The organism is Buchnera aphidicola (Meitanaphis flavogallis) (genome assembly GCA_039830035.1).
GTDB classification, from domain to species: domain Bacteria; phylum Pseudomonadota; class Gammaproteobacteria; order Enterobacterales; family Enterobacteriaceae; genus Buchnera_B; species Buchnera_B aphidicola_AZ.
The window spans coordinates 329,728-349,984 of the sequence record CP140038.1 but is presented as its reverse complement, the minus strand read 5'-3'; the positions used below and the strand labels follow the sequence as shown (position 1 = coordinate 349,984).

At 25.6% G+C, this 20,257-nt stretch carries 16 protein-coding genes; 9 read left to right on the top strand and 7 right to left on the bottom strand.

All coding sequences use genetic code 11. The features are described 5' to 3' along the window. Positions 1-151: 151 nt before the first annotated feature. Complete coding sequence (gene zwf / locus U0T59_01500) at positions 152-1,618, bottom strand: glucose-6-phosphate dehydrogenase (GenBank protein ID XBC43117.1); 1,467 nt, start codon at positions 1,616-1,618, stop codon at positions 152-154. Between the two features lie 417 nt (positions 1,619-2,035). Between zwf and pyk the strand changes: the two genes are divergently transcribed. Continuing rightward, positions 2,036-3,475: a pyruvate kinase gene (gene pyk, locus U0T59_01495; protein XBC43116.1), complete on the top strand. Its 1,440-nt coding sequence runs from the start codon at positions 2,036-2,038 to the stop codon at positions 3,473-3,475. Positions 3,476-3,519: 44 nt separating this feature from the next. On the opposite strand, the gene U0T59_01490 is transcribed toward pyk, so the two are convergent. Further along, the gene (locus U0T59_01490) at positions 3,520-4,302 is read right to left on the bottom strand and encodes a peptidoglycan DD-metalloendopeptidase family protein (GenBank protein ID XBC43115.1); all 783 of its coding nucleotides are present in this window, start codon (positions 4,300-4,302) and stop codon (positions 3,520-3,522) included. A 694-nt stretch (positions 4,303-4,996) separates the two neighbouring features. On the opposite strand from U0T59_01490, the gene znuC reads away from it, so the two are divergent. After that, on the top strand, positions 4,997-5,707 hold the full coding sequence (gene znuC, locus U0T59_01485) for a zinc ABC transporter ATP-binding protein ZnuC (GenBank protein ID XBC43114.1): 711 nt from the start codon (positions 4,997-4,999) through the stop codon (positions 5,705-5,707). Positions 5,708-5,745: 38 nt separating this feature from the next. Beyond that, positions 5,746-6,525, top strand: coding sequence for an iron chelate uptake ABC transporter family permease subunit (locus U0T59_01480; GenBank protein ID XBC43113.1), 780 nt, complete (start codon positions 5,746-5,748; stop codon positions 6,523-6,525). Between the two features lie 182 nt (positions 6,526-6,707). Here the strand turns inward: U0T59_01480 and aspS are convergent, their stop codons facing one another. From aspS to trxB, 3 genes are all read right to left on the bottom strand, one after another. Beyond that, complete coding sequence (gene aspS / locus U0T59_01475; GenBank protein XBC43112.1) at positions 6,708-8,438, bottom strand: aspartate--tRNA ligase; 1,731 nt, start codon at positions 8,436-8,438, stop codon at positions 6,708-6,710. Positions 8,439-8,689: 251 nt separating this feature from the next. Beyond that, positions 8,690-8,908: a translation initiation factor IF-1 gene (gene infA, locus U0T59_01470; GenBank protein ID XBC43111.1), complete on the bottom strand. Its 219-nt coding sequence runs from the start codon at positions 8,906-8,908 to the stop codon at positions 8,690-8,692. 69 nt (positions 8,909-8,977) lie between these two features. Then, on the bottom strand, positions 8,978-9,937 hold the full coding sequence (gene trxB / locus U0T59_01465; GenBank protein XBC43110.1) for a thioredoxin-disulfide reductase: 960 nt from the start codon (positions 9,935-9,937) through the stop codon (positions 8,978-8,980). A gap of 759 nt (positions 9,938-10,696) precedes the next feature. Here trxB and serS point away from each other — a divergent pair. From serS to tpiA, 6 genes are all read left to right on the top strand, one after another. Further along, positions 10,697-11,989, top strand: coding sequence for a serine--tRNA ligase (gene serS, locus U0T59_01460; protein ID XBC43109.1), 1,293 nt, complete (start codon positions 10,697-10,699; stop codon positions 11,987-11,989). Between the two features lie 112 nt (positions 11,990-12,101). Next, positions 12,102-13,202 (top strand): 3-phosphoserine/phosphohydroxythreonine transaminase, encoded by a 1,101-nt coding sequence (gene serC / locus U0T59_01455; GenBank protein ID XBC43108.1) that lies wholly within the window; start codon positions 12,102-12,104, stop codon positions 13,200-13,202. Between the two features lie 83 nt (positions 13,203-13,285). Then, positions 13,286-14,566 (top strand): 3-phosphoshikimate 1-carboxyvinyltransferase, encoded by a 1,281-nt coding sequence (gene aroA / locus U0T59_01450; protein XBC43107.1) that lies wholly within the window; start codon positions 13,286-13,288, stop codon positions 14,564-14,566. 141 nt (positions 14,567-14,707) lie between these two features. Continuing rightward, the gene (cmk, locus tag U0T59_01445) at positions 14,708-15,367 is read left to right on the top strand and encodes a (d)CMP kinase (protein XBC43106.1); all 660 of its coding nucleotides are present in this window, start codon (positions 14,708-14,710) and stop codon (positions 15,365-15,367) included. A 129-nt stretch (positions 15,368-15,496) separates the two neighbouring features. Continuing rightward, entirely contained in the window at positions 15,497-17,173 is a 1,677-nt protein-coding gene (gene rpsA, locus U0T59_01440) for a 30S ribosomal protein S1 (GenBank protein ID XBC43105.1), read from the top strand. 337 nt (positions 17,174-17,510) lie between these two features. After that, positions 17,511-18,275: a triose-phosphate isomerase gene (tpiA, locus tag U0T59_01435; GenBank protein XBC43104.1), complete on the top strand. Its 765-nt coding sequence runs from the start codon at positions 17,511-17,513 to the stop codon at positions 18,273-18,275. Positions 18,276-18,300: 25 nt separating this feature from the next. Here tpiA and U0T59_01430 read toward each other — a convergent pair whose 3' ends face one another. Together U0T59_01430 and pfkA are read right to left on the bottom strand one after the other, a co-directional pair. Then, positions 18,301-19,059 (bottom strand): aquaporin, encoded by a 759-nt coding sequence (locus U0T59_01430; protein XBC43574.1) that lies wholly within the window; start codon positions 19,057-19,059, stop codon positions 18,301-18,303. Between the two features lie 125 nt (positions 19,060-19,184). Next, a complete protein-coding gene (gene pfkA, locus U0T59_01425; protein XBC43103.1) occupies positions 19,185-20,147 on the bottom strand; it encodes a 6-phosphofructokinase in 963 nt (320 codons plus the stop codon). Positions 20,148-20,257: the final 110 nt, after the last annotated feature.

Below are 20,257 nucleotides of genomic sequence, written 5' to 3'. Positions count from 1 at the left end.
ATTAGATGTTTACAAACATTACAATAAATACAATTCACATTAATGATTAACTATAACAACATTTCTTTGGATAAGACATTATTTTTTAATACTATATTAAATATGAAAATATTTTATACTGGTTCACTTATATTTATAAAAAATTTTTAATTTATGGAGCGTTCCATTCATAACCATCTTTTTGTATCATATCATGAGATGAACGAGGCCCCCATGTACCAGCAGGATATAAATGTAATAATTTTTTTTGAGAATTCAAAGAACTAAAAATTGAGTCAATCCAATACCACGCCAATTCTACTTCATCTCGACTTACAAATAAAGATCGATTTCCTCTGATACTTTCTAATAATAATCGTTCGTACGCATCAAATAACTTGTGCTTTTTAAAGCATTGAGAATAATTAAAATTAAAATTAGTTACGTCTAATTTATAATTAGATTCTAATCCTGGAATTTTATTTAGAATTTGAATGTTTATTCCTTCATTTGGTTGCAAAGAAATAGTTACTTTATTTTTTGGTAAATTACCATCTTGGTGACTAAAAATGTTCATTGGTACATTTTTAAAAAATATAACTATTTCTGAATATTTTTTGGGAAGTCTTTTTCCCGTTCTTAAGTAAAATGGAACTCCATACCATTGTTTATTGTCAATGTTGACCTTCATCGATACAAACGTTTCAGTTTTGCTATGTACTTTTTCCCCTATATCTTCTAAATATGAAGGTATTTTTTTTTCATTTACAACACCTGAAGTATATTGACCTAATATTACTTTTTTATGGATGTTTTTTTTGTTAAATGGTCGTAATGACTTTAATATTTTTATTTTTTCGTTTTGAATATTTTCGGAATATAAATTTATTGGTGGAGACATTGTAATTATAGTTAATATTTGCAATAAATGATTTTGTACCATGTCTCGAATTTGGCCTGTATTATCGAAATATTCTTTTCTACCCTCAACTCCTATTTGTTCAGAAATAGTTATTTGTATATGATCTATGAAATTATTGTTCCAATTGTGATAAAAAATAGAATTAGAAAATCTAAAGGCTAGTAAATTTAATATAGTCTCTTTACCTAAATAATGATCCATACGAAAAATTTGATTTTCTTTAAAATATTTACTAATTTCATTATTTATATTTTGAGAAGTTTGTAAAGAAGAGCCTAATGGTTTTTCTATTATAATACGTGTAGGCTCAAGATTTAAATTTATTTTTCCTAATCCTTGGCAAATAGCACTAAATGTATTAGGTGGCATTGCAAAATAATTTATAATTAAATGATTAGCTTTAATAAACATTTTTTTTAGTTTATAAAAACTATGAATATTATTGACATCGAGATCACAAAATTCTAATCGAAGAGAAAAAACATTCCATATATTTTTTTTGATAGTTTCACTCATAAATTTCTCTAGAGATTTACGAACTACAGTTGAATAGACATTTTTATCCCAATTAGCTCGTCCAACTCCGATAATTTTCATATTTTTTGACAGTTTTTTTATTTTTTCTAATTGATATAAAGAAGGTAAAAGTTTTCTGCAAGCAAGATCTCCTTTCGCACCAAAAATAACCAGATAGCATGTTGTATTTGTTTCTTTCATAATTATTTCCTTATTATTTTAATTCTATATACTCACAGTTTTGTTGTACTATATATTTTTAAAATTTTTATTTTAATTTATACATTAATTGTTGCATACAGTGTATGTATACAATATCCATCTTTTTATTATCATAAGCATGATAATAAAAATCATTATTATTTTTATTTAAATGAATTATAATATATATTAGTATTATATTGAATAAAAAATTTACATTACTTGATGTCGTTTATTAAGCTAAAGACTTTAAAAATGACAATATATTTATATAAAATATTTACAGTGTTGATTATAATTAATAAAATTATATACCATAGCTATATTTTCGTAAATGAAACTTAAGATTTACGTTTTTACGAAAATATTTATTAAAAATTTGTTTATATCATTAAAACTCTCATTTAAGATGAAAATATGAAAAAGTATTTTAAACGAACTAAAATTGTTGCTACTTTAGGTCCATCTACAGATGATAATACTGTTCTTAAAGAAATGATTCAATCAGGAGTAAACGTTCTTCGTTTAAATTTCTCTCATGGTACTAAGGAAGAACACGAGCTTAGAGCTAAAAATGCAAAAAAAATTATGGAAAAATTGGATACATACATTGCATTGCTAGGTGATTTACAAGGTCCAAAAATTCGTATTTCAAAATTTAAAAAAGGTAAAGTAACATTAAGAATGGGAGAACTATTTATTTTAGATGCTTTTTTAAATGCGAATTTAGGAAATGAAAATCAAGTAGGAATAGATTATAAAAAATTACCTGATGACGTTTTTAAAGGAGATATATTATTATTAGATGATGGAAGAATACAATTAGAAGTAATTAGTACTACAAGTAGTACAGTACTAACTAAAATAATTGTAGGAGGAATGCTTTCTAACAATAAAGGTATAAATAAACTTGGAGGGGGTTTGTCTGCTGAAACTTTAACTGAAAAAGATAAAGAAGATATTAAGATCGCATCTAAAATTGGAGTTGATTACTTAGCTGTTTCCTTTCCTCGTTGTAGTGAAGATATAAAGATAGCACGTAATATAGCATTAAAATGTGGTAGCATAGCGAAAATAGTTGCTAAAATAGAACGTGCTGAAGCAGTATCTAGCCAAAATATTATTGATGATATCATATTAGCATCAGATGCTATTATGGTAGCGAGAGGTGATTTAGGTGTAGAAATAGGCGATTCAGAATTAGTTGGTATTCAAAAAATTTTAATAAGACGTGCTCGTCAGTTAAATAGAGTAGTAATAACAGCAACTCAAATGATGGAGTCTATGATCGTGCGCCCAATGCCAACTAGAGCAGAAGTCATGGATGTAGCTAATGCTGTTTTAGATGGAAGTGATGCAGTAATGTTATCGGCAGAAACTGCTGCTGGACAATATCCAATTGAAACAATAAAAATAATGTCTAAAATTTGTCAAGGTGCAGAAAAAGTACCAAGTATTAATGTATCTCGTCATAGGATACACGATAAATTTTATGATATTGAAGAAGCAATTGCCATGTCAGCTATGTATACGGCTAATCATTTAGATGGAATTACTGCTATTATTACTATGACAGAATCAGGAAAAACAGCTTTAATGACATCACGCATTACTTCCGGTCTTCCGATTTTTGCTTTATCTTCTCATATTAACACACTCAAATTAACTTCTTTATATCGTGGAGTTACTCCTATATTTTTTAATAGCAAAAATTCCGGTGTATTAGCAGCTAATGATGCAATTGTATTATTGAAAAATAAAGGTTTTTTACATGCAGGTAATTTAGTAATTATCACGCAAGGAGATATAATGGGAAAAATAGGAAAAACTAATACTAGTAGAATTTTAAAAGTATAATTTGATGAAATTAAAGGAAATTGAATAAAAAATTAAATGTTTAACTAAATATTTCTAAGATACCAAATGATTTCTTTTAGAGATTTTAAATATTTATTTAAACTATCTCCTGATAATCTTTCTGGAATTATTAATTTTTCAGGATTAATAACTTTATTTTTGAACCATATTTCATAATGTAAATGTGGTCCAGTAGTATAACCTGTATTTCCAGACAATCCAATTTTTTCTCCTTTTTTTACTTTTTCTCCTACTTTAACTAAAATTTTTTTTAAATGCATATATCTAGTGATGCATTTTACATTATGTCTGATAGCTATATATCTTCCTGCTGCTAAGCTACGTTTAGTTTGTATAATTTCTCCACTCCCGGTTGACAAGATAGGAGTTCCTATGGGCATGGCTAGATCTACACCTTGATGGGGAGAAAATTTTTTAGTTATTGGATTTAATCTATGCGGATTAAAAGTAGAAGAAATGCGATATTTTTTTAACGATGGAAATTTCAGGAACGTTTCCATTAAACTGTATCCTTCTTTATCATAAAATTTTCCATTTCCTGCCATCACACCATAATAATTTATTCCTTTGTGGTATATTTTTAAACCTATAATTTTATTTTTGTAAATTTTTTTATTACATGTATTTTTTTTAATTAAAATACTGAATGGATTATTATGTTTTAATTTATGAAAACGAATTTGATGTTTTATAATATGTATTATATTAGTAATTTCGTTTATATCTAATCCAGAATTCTTAGCAGTTTTTACAAAATTTTCGTTTAACCACCCTTTAATACTTATATATTTACAATGTTTTTTCATATAACGTGTAAATATTTTATGAGAAAAATTTTTTGTACTGTGAGTTGATAGTGTAAAAAAACATGAATTATGTTTTGGAATGATACTCGATGTGTATAATTTATTAAACGTTAAATTTTTCATCAAAGTATTATAGGAATAATTAAGAGATGTATTTTTTTTAAAATAACCTAAAAAAAAATGTTTTTTAGTGAAACAAGAATATTTAAATTTTTTGTTTACTTGAAAATTTTTTCGTTCATTTTTTGTATGATAATCTAAAGAACTACAATTAACAAATATAATTTCAAAAAAAATAATTACAAAAAAACTGACTATAAGTGTAAAGTGTTTTTTTAGAGTAATAAATGAAATATTTTTAAATTTATATAACACGGTTCAGGTTTTCCTATGTTCCCCTTATAAACTATCGACACAACATACTATAAAAAAATTAAGTATATGTTTTAGTAAACACAATTAATTTTTTATTCATTTTTTAATAATGTAAATCATGAATTTTTTTATATTTACTTAATCATGAGTTTTGGTTAGTTAACTATAGTTGAATATTATAATAAAACATTGTTTTATTATATTTTGCAATGGGTATTATACATACGTTGTTTCATATCAGAATCGAATTTTTTATTTAAATAAATGCAACTTTATGATAGCATATTATATTAGTAATTTTATACAATGTTCACTGAATATGTCATTATTTATTTCATTAAAAAATGTTTCAGTAAATTTCAATAAAATACAAATTCTTTCTGATATCTCATTAACTTTAATTGCTAATCGTATTTTAACGTTAATTGGTCCTAATGGCGCAGGAAAATCTACTTTAGTAAAAGTAATACTTAGACTCTTGCAACCTAATTCGGGGAAAGTAATATATAACAAACACTTACGCATTGGATATGTACCACAAAAACTATATTTTAATACAACTCTTCCCATTACAGTAAATAGGTTTATGAGTTTGTTTAAAAGTAAAACATCTAATTTAAGTGTATTAAAACGTGTAAATGCTATTCATTTAATAGATATTCCGTTAAAACAATTATCTAATGGAGAAATGCAAAAAATATTGTTAGCTCGCTCATTATTAAATAATCCTCAATTACTGGTTTTAGATGAACCAACGCAAAGTATGGATTTTTTAGGACAGACGATGTTTTATAAATTAATTAGTGAAATTAAAAACGATTTAAAATGTGCTATTTTAATGGTTTCTCATAATTTAAGTGTAGTAATGTCTAATACAGATGAAGTGATTTGTCTCAATAAACATATTTGTTGTTCAGGATCACCAGAGGTAGTTTCGAAAGATTCGAAGTTTATTGCTATTTTTGGGCATTTAAAAAAGAATAAATTAGCTTTATATCATCATAAACATAATCATTATCACGATTTTTAAACAAAGTAAATTTAATATTAAGAGAATACAAGTTAAATATGTATCAATTACTTTTTTCTGGATGGTTAGCTGGAATGTTATTGGCTATGATTGCAGGCCCCCTTGGTTCATTTATAATTTGGCGTCGTATATCATCTTTTGGAGATACTTTATCTCATTCTTCATTATTAGGCATTGCATGTGCTATATTGTTTAATATACATCCGTTTTATATAGTTTTGATTATTATTCTATTTTTTGGAGTATTCGTTCATTGGATTGAATATCATTCTGCTCTATCTCTAGATACTATTCTTGGAATTATAGGCTATAGTTCACTATCATTAGGTATGATGATAATGAGTGTAGTGTCAAGCACTCAAAAAGAGCGTTTTACAAACTATTTGTTTGGAAATTTATTAGAAGTTACTGTTCCTGATTTAATTTTCATATTTTTTAGTTGCATTATAGTTCTTTTGATTATATTAAAATATTGGAATAATATGTTATTAGTAACTATTAATTCTGATCTAGCTAAAATAGATGGAATTAATGTGTATAAAATAAATTTTATTTTAATGTTTCTAATTGCTTTGACTATTAGTATTGCAATAAAATTTATAGGATCTTTAATTATTATATCATTATTACTAATCCCTTCTGCAACTACGCAATTTTTTTCATCTTCTCCAGAAAAAATGGCTATTTTTTCAATTTTTATAGGAATGATTTCTATAACAGGAGGTGTTATATTATCAACATTTTTTCATTTTCCCGTTAGTCCTTCTGTTGTTTTATTTTCGACTGGTATTTTTTTAATTAGTCATATTAAAAGATAAAAAAATTGATTATTTCATTAAATTTTAAGGCAAAATTATTGTACCATTTTAATAGTGTTGTATGTTAAATTGTAATTAATAACGTTATTGTGCATTAAATCAACTAATTTATGAAATATAATACATGTTTTGTATATCCTGAATAATTTTATTATATAACAATTTTACATAATCATTTAAAGTCATTTTAATATATCAGTATCAATATTACTTGGTGCTCCAGTAGTTAAACATGAAGCAGAAGTAGTTTTAGGAAAAGCAATCACATCTCTAATATTATTACTGTTAGTTAATAACATAACGATTCTGTCTAGTCCTAAAGCAATTCCAGCATGTGGTGGAGTTCCAAAACGTAATGATTTTAAAAAAAATCCAAATTGTTCTTGTTGTTGTTTTTTATTAATTTTTAATATTTTAAAAACAGTTTTTTGTATTTCTTCATTATGAATTCGTACTGATCCACTTCCAATTTCATATCCATTTATAACTAAATCGTAAGAGTTAGCGAGAATTTTATCTAAATTTTTGTTTAACATTAACTTTTTTTTATTTTTTGGAGCAGTAAAAGGATGATGAGTAGAAGTATAACAATTTATTTCATTTTTCTGAAACAATGGAAAGTCAATAATCCATACAGGTTTCCAAGAATTTTCATTAGTAATTTTTAATTCATTTCCAATTTTTATTCTTAATTTATTCATAGCGTGATTTGCTAAATTTTTAGTATCTGAAATAAAAAATATAATATCGCCATGTTTTGCAGAAGTTTCATTAAGTAACTTTTGTAAAACTTGATCATCTAATAAATGTAAGATAGAACCTTTAATATTGTCTTTTTTTTTCGTATTCGTTATTTTTACAAAAAATAAATTTTGATTAGTATATTTTTTTATAAATTTATTATATGTTTGTAATTGATTTATACTTAAAATAGCACCATTTGGTACACATAATGCAATTACTAAATATCCTATATCTAAATTCAACATAGAATACAATTCATTTTTTACTTTTTTAAGTAGATCAGTAACATGGACAAATTTCATAGGATTTCTTAAATCAGGCTTATCTGTTCCATATTTTTTTATAACATCATTAAAAGTAAGTACTGGAAAGGTTTTTAGATGAACTTTTAATATTTGTTTCCATAAATATTTAATCATTTTTTCTACAATGTTACGTATTTTTTTTCCTGTTATAAATGAAGCCTCCATGTCAATTTGAGTAAATTCTGGTTGCCGATCTGATCTTAGATCTTCATCTCGAAAGCACTTAGCAATTTGATAATATTTGTCAATTCCAGAGATCATTAGCAATTGTTTAAATAGTTGAGGAGATTGTGGTAAAGCATAAAATTTGTTTTTATGAATTCTGCTTGGAACAATATAATCGCGGGATCCTTCTGGAGTAGATTTAGTTAATAAAGGCGTTTCAATATCTAGAAATTTATGTCGATTCATGAATGATCTTACTATGGTAGTAATATCATTACGTATTATTATATTATGCATCATATCAAAACGTCTTAAATCTAAATAACGAAATTTCAAACGAGACTCATCTAAATTTTTTTTATGAAAATCTAAAGGTAGAGGTTGCGATTTATTAATAATTTTTAGTGTAGAGGCTAAAACTTCTATTTTTCCAGTCAATAGTGTGTGATTTTTGTCTTTTTCATTTCTTTCTCGAACTATTCCAGTTACTTGAATGCAAAACTCATTTTTTAAATTTATAGCTTTTTGAAACAAATGAGTAGATGAATTATGAAAAACAACCTGTACTATACCCTCTCGATCTCTCATATCTAGAAAAAATATTTTTCCTATATTTCTACATTTATTAACCCATCCACATAATATTACTTTTCTATTTACATGCTTTAAAGTTAATTCTCCACAGTATTTCGTGCGCATTCTTATTCATTCCTAAACTTTTTAGTATTTAATATAATTCAAAATATGGATATAATTTACGTACAAGTTTTATTTTTTTAAAAAATTATATGTAATATTGTAGATACTGTAACTATTTAATATAAAGATATAACATCTACATTTTAAATAAATATTTTATCAACATGTTATAATCAATAATTTTAAAAATACTAATTATGTTCTTGATATGCATATCAAGTGTTTATAGATATGTTCGTTATGTAAAAATATCATCTACTTCTAAATATAATTCTTCCCTTACTTAAATCATAAGGAGTTAATTCTATTGTCACTTTATCTCCAGTAAGAATTCTAATGTAGTTTTTTCGCATTTTTCCAGAGATATGTGCAATTACAACATGTTTATTGTCTAATTCAACACGAAACATAGTGTTAGGAAGGGTATCGATTACTGTACCTTGCATTTCAATATTATCTTCTTTAGCCATTTGATTTTTTCCTCTGAATTTAGGGTATATAAATTAGTAAAAATTACATTGATATTAATATTTATATTTTTATAATGTGTTAAGATAATGTTCTGCATCTAAAGCAGCCATGCAACCACTAGAAGCTGCGGTAATAGCTTGTTTATAAACGTGATCTATTACATCTCCAGCTGCAAAAACTCCTGGAACGCTAGTTTGAGTATAGTTTCCATGTGTTCCAGATTTAATAACAATATAATTATTTTTCATAGAAACTTGATTTATAAAGATTTTAGTATTAGGATTACTTCCAATGGCTATAAATACTCCAGATACATTAATTTCATGATATTGTTTTTTAATGCCACTATTATTAATTGTTCGTATCCCAGTTACACCTTTATCGTTTCCTAAAATTTCATTAACTACGCTATTTTTATGTAATATAATATTATTATTTTTTACTTTTTTTAATAAACGCGAAATTAATATTTTTTCAGCGCGAAAAATGTTTCCTCGATGAATCAAATGCACTAATTTTGCTATATTTGATAAATATAATGTTTCTTCTATTGCAGAATTTCCTCCTCCAATAACAGCAACGTTTTTATTTTTATAAAAATAACCATCACAAGTAGCACATGTCGATACACCTTTTCCCATAAATCTTTTTTCTGAAGGTAAACCCAAGTATCTTGTTAAAGATCCTGTAGCAATAATTACTGCATCAGAAGTATATTTTCTATTTGATTCACTTATTAATACTAAAGGATGTATATCAAATTTTACTTTAATGATCTCTTCAGAAATAACAATAGTATTTAGTGATTTTGCATGATTATACATTTTATTCATTAATTTTGTTCCAGTTATAGTTTTGGAATTACCAGGCCAATTTTCAATTGAATTGGTATTTGTTAATTGTCCTCCAGGGTTTGCTCCAGTAAATAATGTAGGAAAAAGATTAGCTCGAGATGCATAAATAGCTGCGGTATATCCAGCTGGACCTGATCCAATGATAATTAATTTTTTATGTTGAATAGTATTCATATTGATTGATACTTTATACTAGAAATGTAAAATTTAAGATACTTGTTATACAGTATATAATAAAATATTGAATTTTGTTTATCAAAAACTACAAAATAATAAGAGTATTTATAATAAAAAATTTTTTATAACGGTATATTTTTTTGCGTACGATATGCATAACATTATACCATAATAATAAACTAGATTATTAAAAGCGAATAGTATATAAAATAGTAAGTAATATTTTTAAAATTGACTACATTCTTGATTTTTTTATGCAAATTTATAACTTATCAAAAATGTTATGTTTATAATTAGAATGTAATACAATTTATAATTGTACGTTTTTAAGATCATGAAATTTTTCTTTTTTAAAAGATTTGATTAATACCATTATTTTTATGTTTTTTTTGAAAAATTCTATTAATATTTAAATAACAAAATATTTTAAAAAATATAATTATTTTATTTTTATTTTTTAAACATTAATATTAAATCATATAATTTATGTAAATAATAATGACATAATCTAAATGATAAAATTCATAAACAATGGTTATAAAACGTTATTACATAAAACAAATATTATGTAAACCTGATTGTAAATGATTTATTTTTTATATTTACTTTAAGTTTAAATATCAATAATAAAAATATTCTGAAATATAACTGTAATAAATAATTAAAAAATATAGTTTTGAATATATTAATATTATTTATCAGAAAAATTCTATTAAAATTAAATATGTTTTTTACAATACAAAATTAATTAAAAATATGCTAAATATTAAACTATTAAGAAACGATATTAATCCTATTGCACAAAAATTAGCAAGAAAGGGATTTTCATTAGATAAAGAATTGTTTATTGCTTTAGAAAAAAAAAGAAGATCATTACAGATAAAAACTGAAAACCTCCAATCAGAACACAATATTATTTCTAATCTTATAAAAAATAATCATGATATTGATAAAGATTTTTCTGATCTTAAAAATAAAGCAAAAATAATTGTTAAAGAATTATTTCATATAAAACAAAAACTAAAAAAAGTTTTGGAAAAAATACATATTTTTTTAACTTATATTCCCAATATTCCTGATGATTTTACCCCAAATGGACGCAACAGCGAATACAATCAAGAAATATACCGTTGGGGATACATACGAAGTTTTTCTTTTCAAGCTAAAGATCACGTTGAATTAGGAAACAAAATAGATGGTTTTGATTGGGTATCATCAGCAAAAATATCTGGATCTAGATTCGTTGTTATGAAAGGTAATATTGCTTTATTGCATCGTGCATTAGGACAATTTATGATGGATGTACATACTGTACAACACAAATATTTAGAAACTTATGTGCCTTATTTAGTATCTAAATCTAGTATGTATGGGACAGGACAATTGCCAAAATTTAGTACGGATTTATTTTATACTCAGTTATCTCCTGAAAAAATAAAAGATAATAATTATGTACTAATACCCACGGCAGAAGTTCCATTAACTAATTTATTTCGAAATTGTGTACTTTCAGAAGACAAACTTCCCATAATGCTGGTGGCTAATACTCCCTGCTTTCGTTCAGAATCTTCTTCATATGGACGTGATACTAGGGGATTAATTAGAATGCATCAATTTGAAAAAGTAGAAATTGTTCAAATTGTGCATCCAAATAGTTCTATGGAAAAATTGGAAGAATTAACATTACATGCAGAAAAAATTTTAACCTTATTAGAATTACCATATCGTAAAATGCTATTGTGTTCGGGAGACTTAAGTTTCTCATCTGCAAAAACCTATGATTTAGAAGCATGGTTTCCATCTCAAAATTCTTATCGTGAAGTATCTTCATGTTCTAATATGTTAGATTTTCAAGCACGTCGTATATATGCCAAATTTCGTTCAAATATTAATAATAAAAACTATTTTTTACATACTATTAATGGATCAGGATTAGCTATTGGTAGAACATTAGCTGCTATTTTAGAAAACTACCAGTGCTCTGACGGTCGTATAGAGATACCTAAAATATTACAAAAAAATTATATGAGAGGATTAAAGTTTTTATAAAAATATATAACACTTGTTGTATTATAAAAAATTTAAGCATGTATTATGAGAGTTTATTAATGTTAAAATTTAATTCACGGAACATCAGAATTTAATATCATTGGATTAACTTATGGATAAAAATAAAAATATAGTTTACAATTTTAGTGCAGGTCCTTCTATGCTACCTAAAGAGGTGTTAAAAAAAGCACAATTAGAGTTATGCAATTGGAATGATTCTGGAAAATCTGTCATAGAAATCAGTCACAGAAGTAAAGAATTCATATTAATATTAGAAGAGCTAGAATATAATTTGCGAACATTACTGAATGTTCCCAAGTATTATAAAGTATTGTTCTGTCATGGCGGAGCAAGAGGACAATTTTCAGCTATACCAATAAACTTACTTGGAAATAAAACAAATCCAGATTACATTAATAGCGGATATTGGTCATATAATGCAGCATTAGAAAGTAAAAAATATTGTATTCCTAATATTATTAATGTTAGAAAAGTTTCTAATAAAAATCACTACATATCTTCTATAAATAATTGGAATATAAATCTTAAAAGTGCTTATTTACATTATTGTCCTAACGAAACGATTGAAGGAATAGCCATTCATGAAGAACCAGATTTTAATGACAACATCATTGTAGTAGGTGATTTTTCATCCACTCTGTTTTCCCGAATTATAAATATTGAACGATACGGTGTCATCTATGCTAGTGCACAAAAAAATATAGGTCCATCTGGAATAACAATAGTTATTATACGCCAAGATTTATTAAAAAAGGTAAAAAGTATATGTCCATCTATTTTAAATTATAAAATATTGTCTGAAAACAATTCAATGTTTAATACACCTTCTACGTTTTCTTTATATATGTCTAATTTAGTTTTAAAATGGATAAAAAACTTGGGTGGATTGAAAGTTATACAAAAATATAATCAAAATAAAGCTAATTTGTTATATGAAATGATAGATAGTACTGATTTTTATGTTAATAACATAGTTAATCATAATCGTTCTGTTATGAATATTACGTTTACTATTGCAAATAATAATTTTCTTATACCATTTTTAAGAGAATCTTATGATTTTGGATTGCACTATTTAAATGGACACAATGTGATTGGTGGATTACGGGCTTCTATTTATAATGCTATGCCTATAGAGGGTGTACTAAAACTAATAAAATTTATGAAAATTTTTGAACAAAAATATAGATAATTTAATAACCTTTTCAAAATAGTAGGAAATATTATCGTGTATTTTTTGGGTTAATATAATAACTATTTTTAGAGAGATTCATAATGCAAGATCGCATAACGCTTAATCCAATTTCATCTATCAATGGAACTGTGAATTTACCAGGATCAAAAAGTATTTCTAATCGAGTACTATTGTTATCAGCTATGTCAGAAGGTATCACTTATTTACATAATTTTTTATATAGTGATGATACCAAATGTATGTTAGATGCATTAAAAATGTTTGGGATCCATTGGACCTTATCTGAAAATAAAACTATATGTGCAATTAAAGGACAACTTCAGTCACTGTATGTAGATAAAAAATTATCGTTATTTTTAGGTAATGCAGGAACTGCTATGAGGCCTTTAACAGCAGTATTGTCATTAAATAAAAATAGCGTATTTTTAACAGGTGACAAAAGAATGAAAGAAAGACCTATAAAACATTTAGTTGATGCTTTGCAAAGTGGAGGTTCGGATATTCAATATTGCGAAACAGAAGGTTATCCACCGATTTACATAAAAGGAGGATTTTCTGGAGGAAATATAACTCTTGATGGATCAATTTCTAGTCAATTTTTAACATCTTTGCTTATTGCAGCTCCTCTTGCTACTTTAGATTCTAAAATTATAATACTAGGACAATTAGTATCTAAGCCATATATAGATATGACTCTTAAATTAATAAGAATATTTGGAATCAACATAATTAATGAATCCTATAGCTGCTTTTATATTCAAGGTCGTCAACGATATCAGTCGCCAGGAAACTATTTCATAGAAGGAGATGCTTCTTCTGCTTCTTATTTTTTAGCGTCTGCTGCTATTAAAGGAGGATCGGTATGTGTTACTGGTGTGGGTTTAAACAGTATTCAAGGAGACATAAAATTTGCAAAAATATTAAAAAAAATGGGTGCGTTTATCACCATAGGAAATAATTTCATTTGTTGTAGAAAGGGAAAGTTACACGGAGTGGACTTAGATATGAATGATATACCCGATTCAGCTATGACTATTGCTATGGTTGCTTTATTTTCTATCGGAGATACTATTATTAGAAATATCTATAATTGGAGAGTAAAAGAAACTGATAGATTGTCTGCAATGTCTATAGAATTAAGAAAAATAGGAGCTATAATAAAAGAAGGGAATGATTACATTCATATTTCTCCACCAAAAAAATTTCTTCATGCTAACATTAATACTTATAATGATCATAGAATGGCTATGTGTTTTTCTTTAATAGCGCTGTCTAATGAAAAAGTAACTTTATTAAATCCAAGTTGTGTAAATAAAACATTTCCAAATTATTTTCGAGAATTAGAATATATTAGTTTCTAAAATACAAATATTTCTATATATATAAAATTTGCATCTCATATAAATAAATTTAACTGTACATTGTATATAATCTTAACATTAATTTTAAAATATAACAAATACTACCCACATTATGATTTGAATTGTAAATTAAGGTTTTTCATGAAACAATGTATTTCTGTTATTACTATAGATGGTCCTAGTGGATCAGGAAAAAGTAAATTATGCAGAAAAATAGCTGAAAAATTAAATTGGAACATTTTAGAATCTGGATTGATATATAGATGTTTAGCATCGATAGTTTCGAACGAAAAATATAAAAAAAAAGATTTAATTTTTTTATTACGATCTTTAAATTTTTTTAATATTATAAACAACAAAAATTTTAAAAACGACAATAAAAAATTAAATATTTTAAATCAAATGGATACAGAAACAATAGGAAATATTGCTTCTAAATTAGCTAGCATTTCATATATTAGAAAATATCTTTTATTTCAACAGCGATTATTTCGTCGATTTCCAGGTTTAGTAGCTGATGGAAGAGATATGGGTACTGTTATTTTTCCTGATGCTTGTGTTAAATTTTTTTTAAAAGCTAACTTAAATGTTAGAGTACAACGACGGTTACAATATTTAACAAAACAAGGAATAGAAACAGATTTTAACAAAGTACTTGTTATGATGGAAAAACGAGATTATCGTGACTATAATAGAGCAATATCACCTTTAGTTCCAGAAAAAAATGCTATCATAATAGATTCAACTGATATGAATTTTCAACAGGTCGTTAATGTGTGTATGCAATATATAAAAATATAAAAGATATTAATAAAAGTACTAAATTTTAAAAACAATTTATGGTAAAGACTATCATAGAATTCACAAAATAAATACTATTATACATGATGTTAATAATAGATGTTTTAATCACAATTTAAGGTCATCAATATGACTGAATCCTTTTCTCAATTGTTTAAAGAATCCTTAAAAACTATTGAAACAAAACCAGGATCAATTATTCAAGGTATCATTATCGATATAAATAAGGATACTGTATTAGTTGATGCTGGATTAAAATCTGAATCTACTATTCCTATAGAACAATTTAAAAACGTTAAAGGCGATATAGAAATTAAAATAGGAGATCAAGTTGATGTTGCTCTAGATGCCATTGAAGATGGATTTGGAGAAACATTATTGTCTCGTGAAAAAGCTAAGCGTCATGAAGCATGGTTAACTTTAGAAAAAGCGTACAAAGATTCTAACATAGTTCTTGGGGTAATTAATGGAAAAGTAAAAGGAGGTTTTACTGTAGAATTAGATGAAATTCGAGCATTTTTGCCTGGTTCTCTAGTAGATGTTCGTCCTATTCGAGAAACTAATCATCTAGAAGGAAAAGAATTAGAGTTTAAAGTTATTAAATTAGATAAAAAACGTAATAATGTTGTTGTATCTCGTAGAGCAGTAATTGAATCAGAAAATAACATAGAACGTAATTTATTGCTTGAAACGTTGCAAGAAGGTATGGAATCTAAAGGGATAGTAAAAAATCTTACTGATTATGGTGCTTTTGTAGATTTAGGTGGAGTAGATGGACTACTGCATATTACAGATATGGCATGGAAAAGAGTAAAACATCCTAGTGAAATTGTTAATATAGGTGATGAAATAAAGGTAAAAATACTAAAGTTTGACCGAGAAAAAACGCGAGTTTCGTTAGGATTAAAGCAATTAGGTGAAGATCCATGGACAAACATTTCAAAAAGATATCCTGAAGGTTCGAAATTAACTGGAAAAGTCACAAATTTAACAGATTATGGATGTTTTGTAGAAATCGAAGAAGGGGTGGAGGGTTTAGTTCACGTATCAGAAATGGATTGGACTAATAAAAATATTCATCCTTCTAAAGTAGTACATGTCAATCTTATTGTAGAAGTAATGGTATTAGATATTGATGAAGAAAAAAGGCGTATTTCTTTGGGGTTAAAACAATGTAAAATTAATCCATGGAAAGAGTTTTCAAAATTAAACAGTAAGGGAAATCGTGTACAAGGAAAAATAAAATCTATTACTGATTTTGGAATTTTTATTGGATTACATGGTGGGATTGATGGATTAGTACATTTATCTGATATATCTTGGATATTATCAGGAGAAGAAGCAGTCAAAAAATATAAAAAAGGTGATGAAATTTCAGTGATAGTATTACAAGTTGACCCTGAAAGAGAACGTATTTCTTTAGGTATCAAACAATTAGAAGAAGATCCATTTGTTCAATATATTTCTGATCATAAAAAAGGGCAGATAGTATCTGGAATTGTTAAAAAAATAGATGATAAAATTATTGTCATTCAACTAGCTGAATTTATTGAAGGATATATAAAAATACCAGAACTACCTTTTGTAGACACTAATATTTCATCGGTTTTTAAAAACTTCATTATTGAGAAACAAGTAGATGTAAAAATAAATAGTATAGATCGAAAAAATAAAACTATTTTTTTGTCTGCTATAATATCCGAATGTTTAAATAAAAAAGAAGGTATTGAAAAACAAGATAAAAAGAAAGATGAAAAAGATTTTTCAAATGCTATGACTGAAGCATTCAAAGCTGCAAAAATGTAGATTAACGAAATATTTTTATAATTTTAATTAAGTACATTTATATTATTTATAATGTAATTTAAGTTTTTTATAGTAAGTACGCAAAATATTATTGTTTTTATTAAAATTCCAATTAGCATATTTAATTTTTTATTTTTTATTTAGTTAAGATGTGCTGAAGACAATTTTTTAATTCGACATATGTAAAAAAAATTATATTTTCAAAATTTTATAGGCTTAAAATTTTGAAATTATTACAGATATAATTTAATAATTATAAATTACGAAACTTAATACTAAGTTACTAACTTACAATATTTAATTAGTAACTTAGTTGTCTTTTATACGAGATATGATCATGACCAAAAAAATAATTGCAGCTAACTGGAAACTTAACGGAAGTACAGCTTTACTCCAAAGTTTATTAAAACCTATAGTTGATTTTGTAAAAATACATAAAATAGCGTCAAAATTAATTATTTTTCCCCCTTTTACATATTTACATCAAACACACAACATTGTTATGAATACAAACATTATAGTAGGAGCACAAAACGTTGATGTACATTTAAACGGGGCTTTTACTGGAGAAATTTCAATTGATATGTTGAAAGACGTACATGTTGAATATATTATTATTGGACATTCTGAAAGAAAATTATATCATAAAGAGAATGATTTATTAATTGCAAAAAAATTTAAAATTATAAAGGATGCTAAACTAATTCCAATATTATGTATTGGAGAAACTAAAGAAGATTACAATTCTGGTATGACACAACAAATATGTAAGAATCAAATAGATGTTATTTTTCATTTGTTAGGTAAAAAAGCTTTTTGTAATACAATTATAGCTTATGAACCTATTTGGGCTATTGGATCAGGACAAATTCCATCACTTTGTTTTATAAAAAATACATGTTCTTTTATAAAAAATTATATTATAAAAAATCAAAATGTAAATGAGAAGGAATTTTTGATTCAATATGGTGGTTCTGTAGACGAAAATAATATTAAAGAATTATGTAGTATTACTGAAATTGATGGTTTTTTAATAGGTTCAGCGGCATTAACTTTGCATCGTTTTTTAAAAATATTAACCATAATTTCTATTATGGAATGAATCTGTATTTTTTGAAATTAATTATTCATAAAAAATTCAATTTTTTAATATACGTATAAATATAAAAAGACATGATTGATCCTATAATTGTCCCAAATATAGGAACAAAGAAATAAATCATATTTAATCCACTCGTAAATGTTATTTTCTCCCATTCAGATAAAAAAATAAATATACGAGATCCAATATCGTGTGCAGGATTTAATGTAAAATTAGTTATTGGAGAAATACAAAAATCAATTATAAACACTAATATGCCTATTAATATAGGAGAAATAATCATCTTAACGAAAAAACTTCGTTTACTATCGTTTAAAATTAAAATTATAAATATAAATATGCAAGAAACAACAATTTCTATTGCAAAAAGTTGTACTATATTTATTTTATTATTTGGAAAAAAAGAAAAAATAGAAGTTAATTCTAAACTATCTAAATTACCTCTTATAATTTTTTTTTTCTTAAAGTGTATTAATAAGTGATAATACCATTCATATACTAACATTGAAGAAAAAAAAGAACCAAATATTTGAGATGTAATATAAGGAATAACCTTTTTGGGATTAAAATTAAAAAATAAAAAAAACAATAAAGTAATAATTGGATTTAGATGCGCACCAGATATAAATATACTAATATATATTGCTATACAAGTGCTTAATCCTAATACAACACTAATTTTCCATGAATGGTCAAATTCATTTGTTAATTTTAGCGATATAACATAGCTATAACTAAGCAACGTTATTAATCCTGTACCAAGAAATTCAAAAATACATTGTATCCATAATACAATTTTTTTTTATTACTCATGCGAAAATTCCTTTGGTATAGGATTAAATTAAAATTTTAACTTTAATAATCTTAAAATTAATAAGAACATAGATAACAAGGTACAATTTATTTTGGTTAGTATAATTTTTTTGCAGTAACTAACCAATCAAATTTAAATGGTCTTTTCATGTTTTTTAGAGCATCGGTAATATCATGATTTACTATTTTTTCATTTTTAATTCCAATACATCTACCTTGATATCCTTGTAATAATAATTCTACAGCATATTCACCCATTCTAGAAGCCAAAATTCGGTCAAAAGCTACTGGAGCACCTCCTCTTTGTATGTGACCTAAAATTGTTGCTCGCGTTTCTCGCTTTGTTGCATTTTGGATATGTTTGGCTAATTGTTCAACATCACAAATATATTCAGTAATAGCTACTATTGCGTGCTTTTTACCTTTTTTAATTCCCGCTTTAATTTCTTTTATTAATTCTTCTTGTATATAATTAATTTCAGGTAATACTATAAATTCACATCCTCCTGCTATAGCTGCAGCCAGAGTTAAATCTCCACAATTTCGTCCCATTACTTCTACTATAGAAATTCTTTGATGAGAAGAAGATGTATCTCTTAACCTATCTATTGCTTCTACTATTGTTTCTAATGCTGTAAAGTATCCAATCGTATAATCAGTTCCTGCTACATCATTGTCTATAGTTCCTGGTATACTGATACAAGGAAATCCCATTTCTGTTAATTTTTTAGCACCTATATATGAACCATCTCCACCAATTACTACTAAAACATCTATTTTACGTTTTTTCATGTTTTCAATAGCTATCAATCTTACATTTTCCTTTAAAAAATTAGGAAAACGAGCAGATCCGAGAAAAGTACCCCCTTTATTAATCATATCAGATACACTATATCGATCTAAATTTACCATTTTATCTTCATATAATCCAAGATATCCATCGTATATTCCAAGCACGTCTAAATTTTTACTTAATGCAGTTCTTACTACTCCCCGAATAGCTGCATTCATTCCTGGAGAATCGCCTCCGCTAGTTAGTACACCAATTTTTTTAATCATATTATTCTCTAAAATCATTACTGAATAAACTGTATGTCAAGATATAATATCTAAACTAATATTAATAACTAAAATATTATAATGTAATGTCATTCAAAATAGATTTTACT

Bases quoted from the DNA above. Each gene is read 5' to 3' on its own strand.
- zwf (XBC43117.1), bottom strand. From the start codon at position 1,618: ATGAAAGAAACAAATACAACATGCTATCTGGTTATTTTTGGTGCGAAA.
- serC (XBC43108.1), top strand. From the start codon at position 12,102: ATGGATAAAAATAAAAATATAGTTTACAATTTTAGTGCAGGTCCTTCT.
- aroA (XBC43107.1), top strand. From the start codon at position 13,286: ATGCAAGATCGCATAACGCTTAATCCAATTTCATCTATCAATGGAACT.
- trxB (XBC43110.1), bottom strand. From the start codon at position 9,937: ATGAATACTATTCAACATAAAAAATTAATTATCATTGGATCAGGTCCA.
- pfkA (XBC43103.1), bottom strand. From the start codon at position 20,147: ATGATTAAAAAAATTGGTGTACTAACTAGCGGAGGCGATTCTCCAGGA.
- serS (XBC43109.1), top strand. From the start codon at position 10,697: ATGCTAAATATTAAACTATTAAGAAACGATATTAATCCTATTGCACAA.
- tpiA (XBC43104.1), top strand. From the start codon at position 17,511: ATGACCAAAAAAATAATTGCAGCTAACTGGAAACTTAACGGAAGTACA.
- U0T59_01480 (XBC43113.1), top strand. From the start codon at position 5,746: ATGTATCAATTACTTTTTTCTGGATGGTTAGCTGGAATGTTATTGGCT.
- infA (XBC43111.1), bottom strand. From the start codon at position 8,908: ATGGCTAAAGAAGATAATATTGAAATGCAAGGTACAGTAATCGATACC.
- aspS (XBC43112.1), bottom strand. From the start codon at position 8,438: ATGCGCACGAAATACTGTGGAGAATTAACTTTAAAGCATGTAAATAGA.
- pyk (XBC43116.1), top strand. From the start codon at position 2,036: ATGAAAAAGTATTTTAAACGAACTAAAATTGTTGCTACTTTAGGTCCA.
- cmk (XBC43106.1), top strand. From the start codon at position 14,708: ATGAAACAATGTATTTCTGTTATTACTATAGATGGTCCTAGTGGATCA.
- rpsA (XBC43105.1), top strand. From the start codon at position 15,497: ATGACTGAATCCTTTTCTCAATTGTTTAAAGAATCCTTAAAAACTATT.
- U0T59_01490 (XBC43115.1), bottom strand. From the start codon at position 4,302: ATGAAAAAACATTGTAAATATATAAGTATTAAAGGGTGGTTAAACGAA.
- znuC (XBC43114.1), top strand. From the start codon at position 4,997: ATGTCATTATTTATTTCATTAAAAAATGTTTCAGTAAATTTCAATAAA.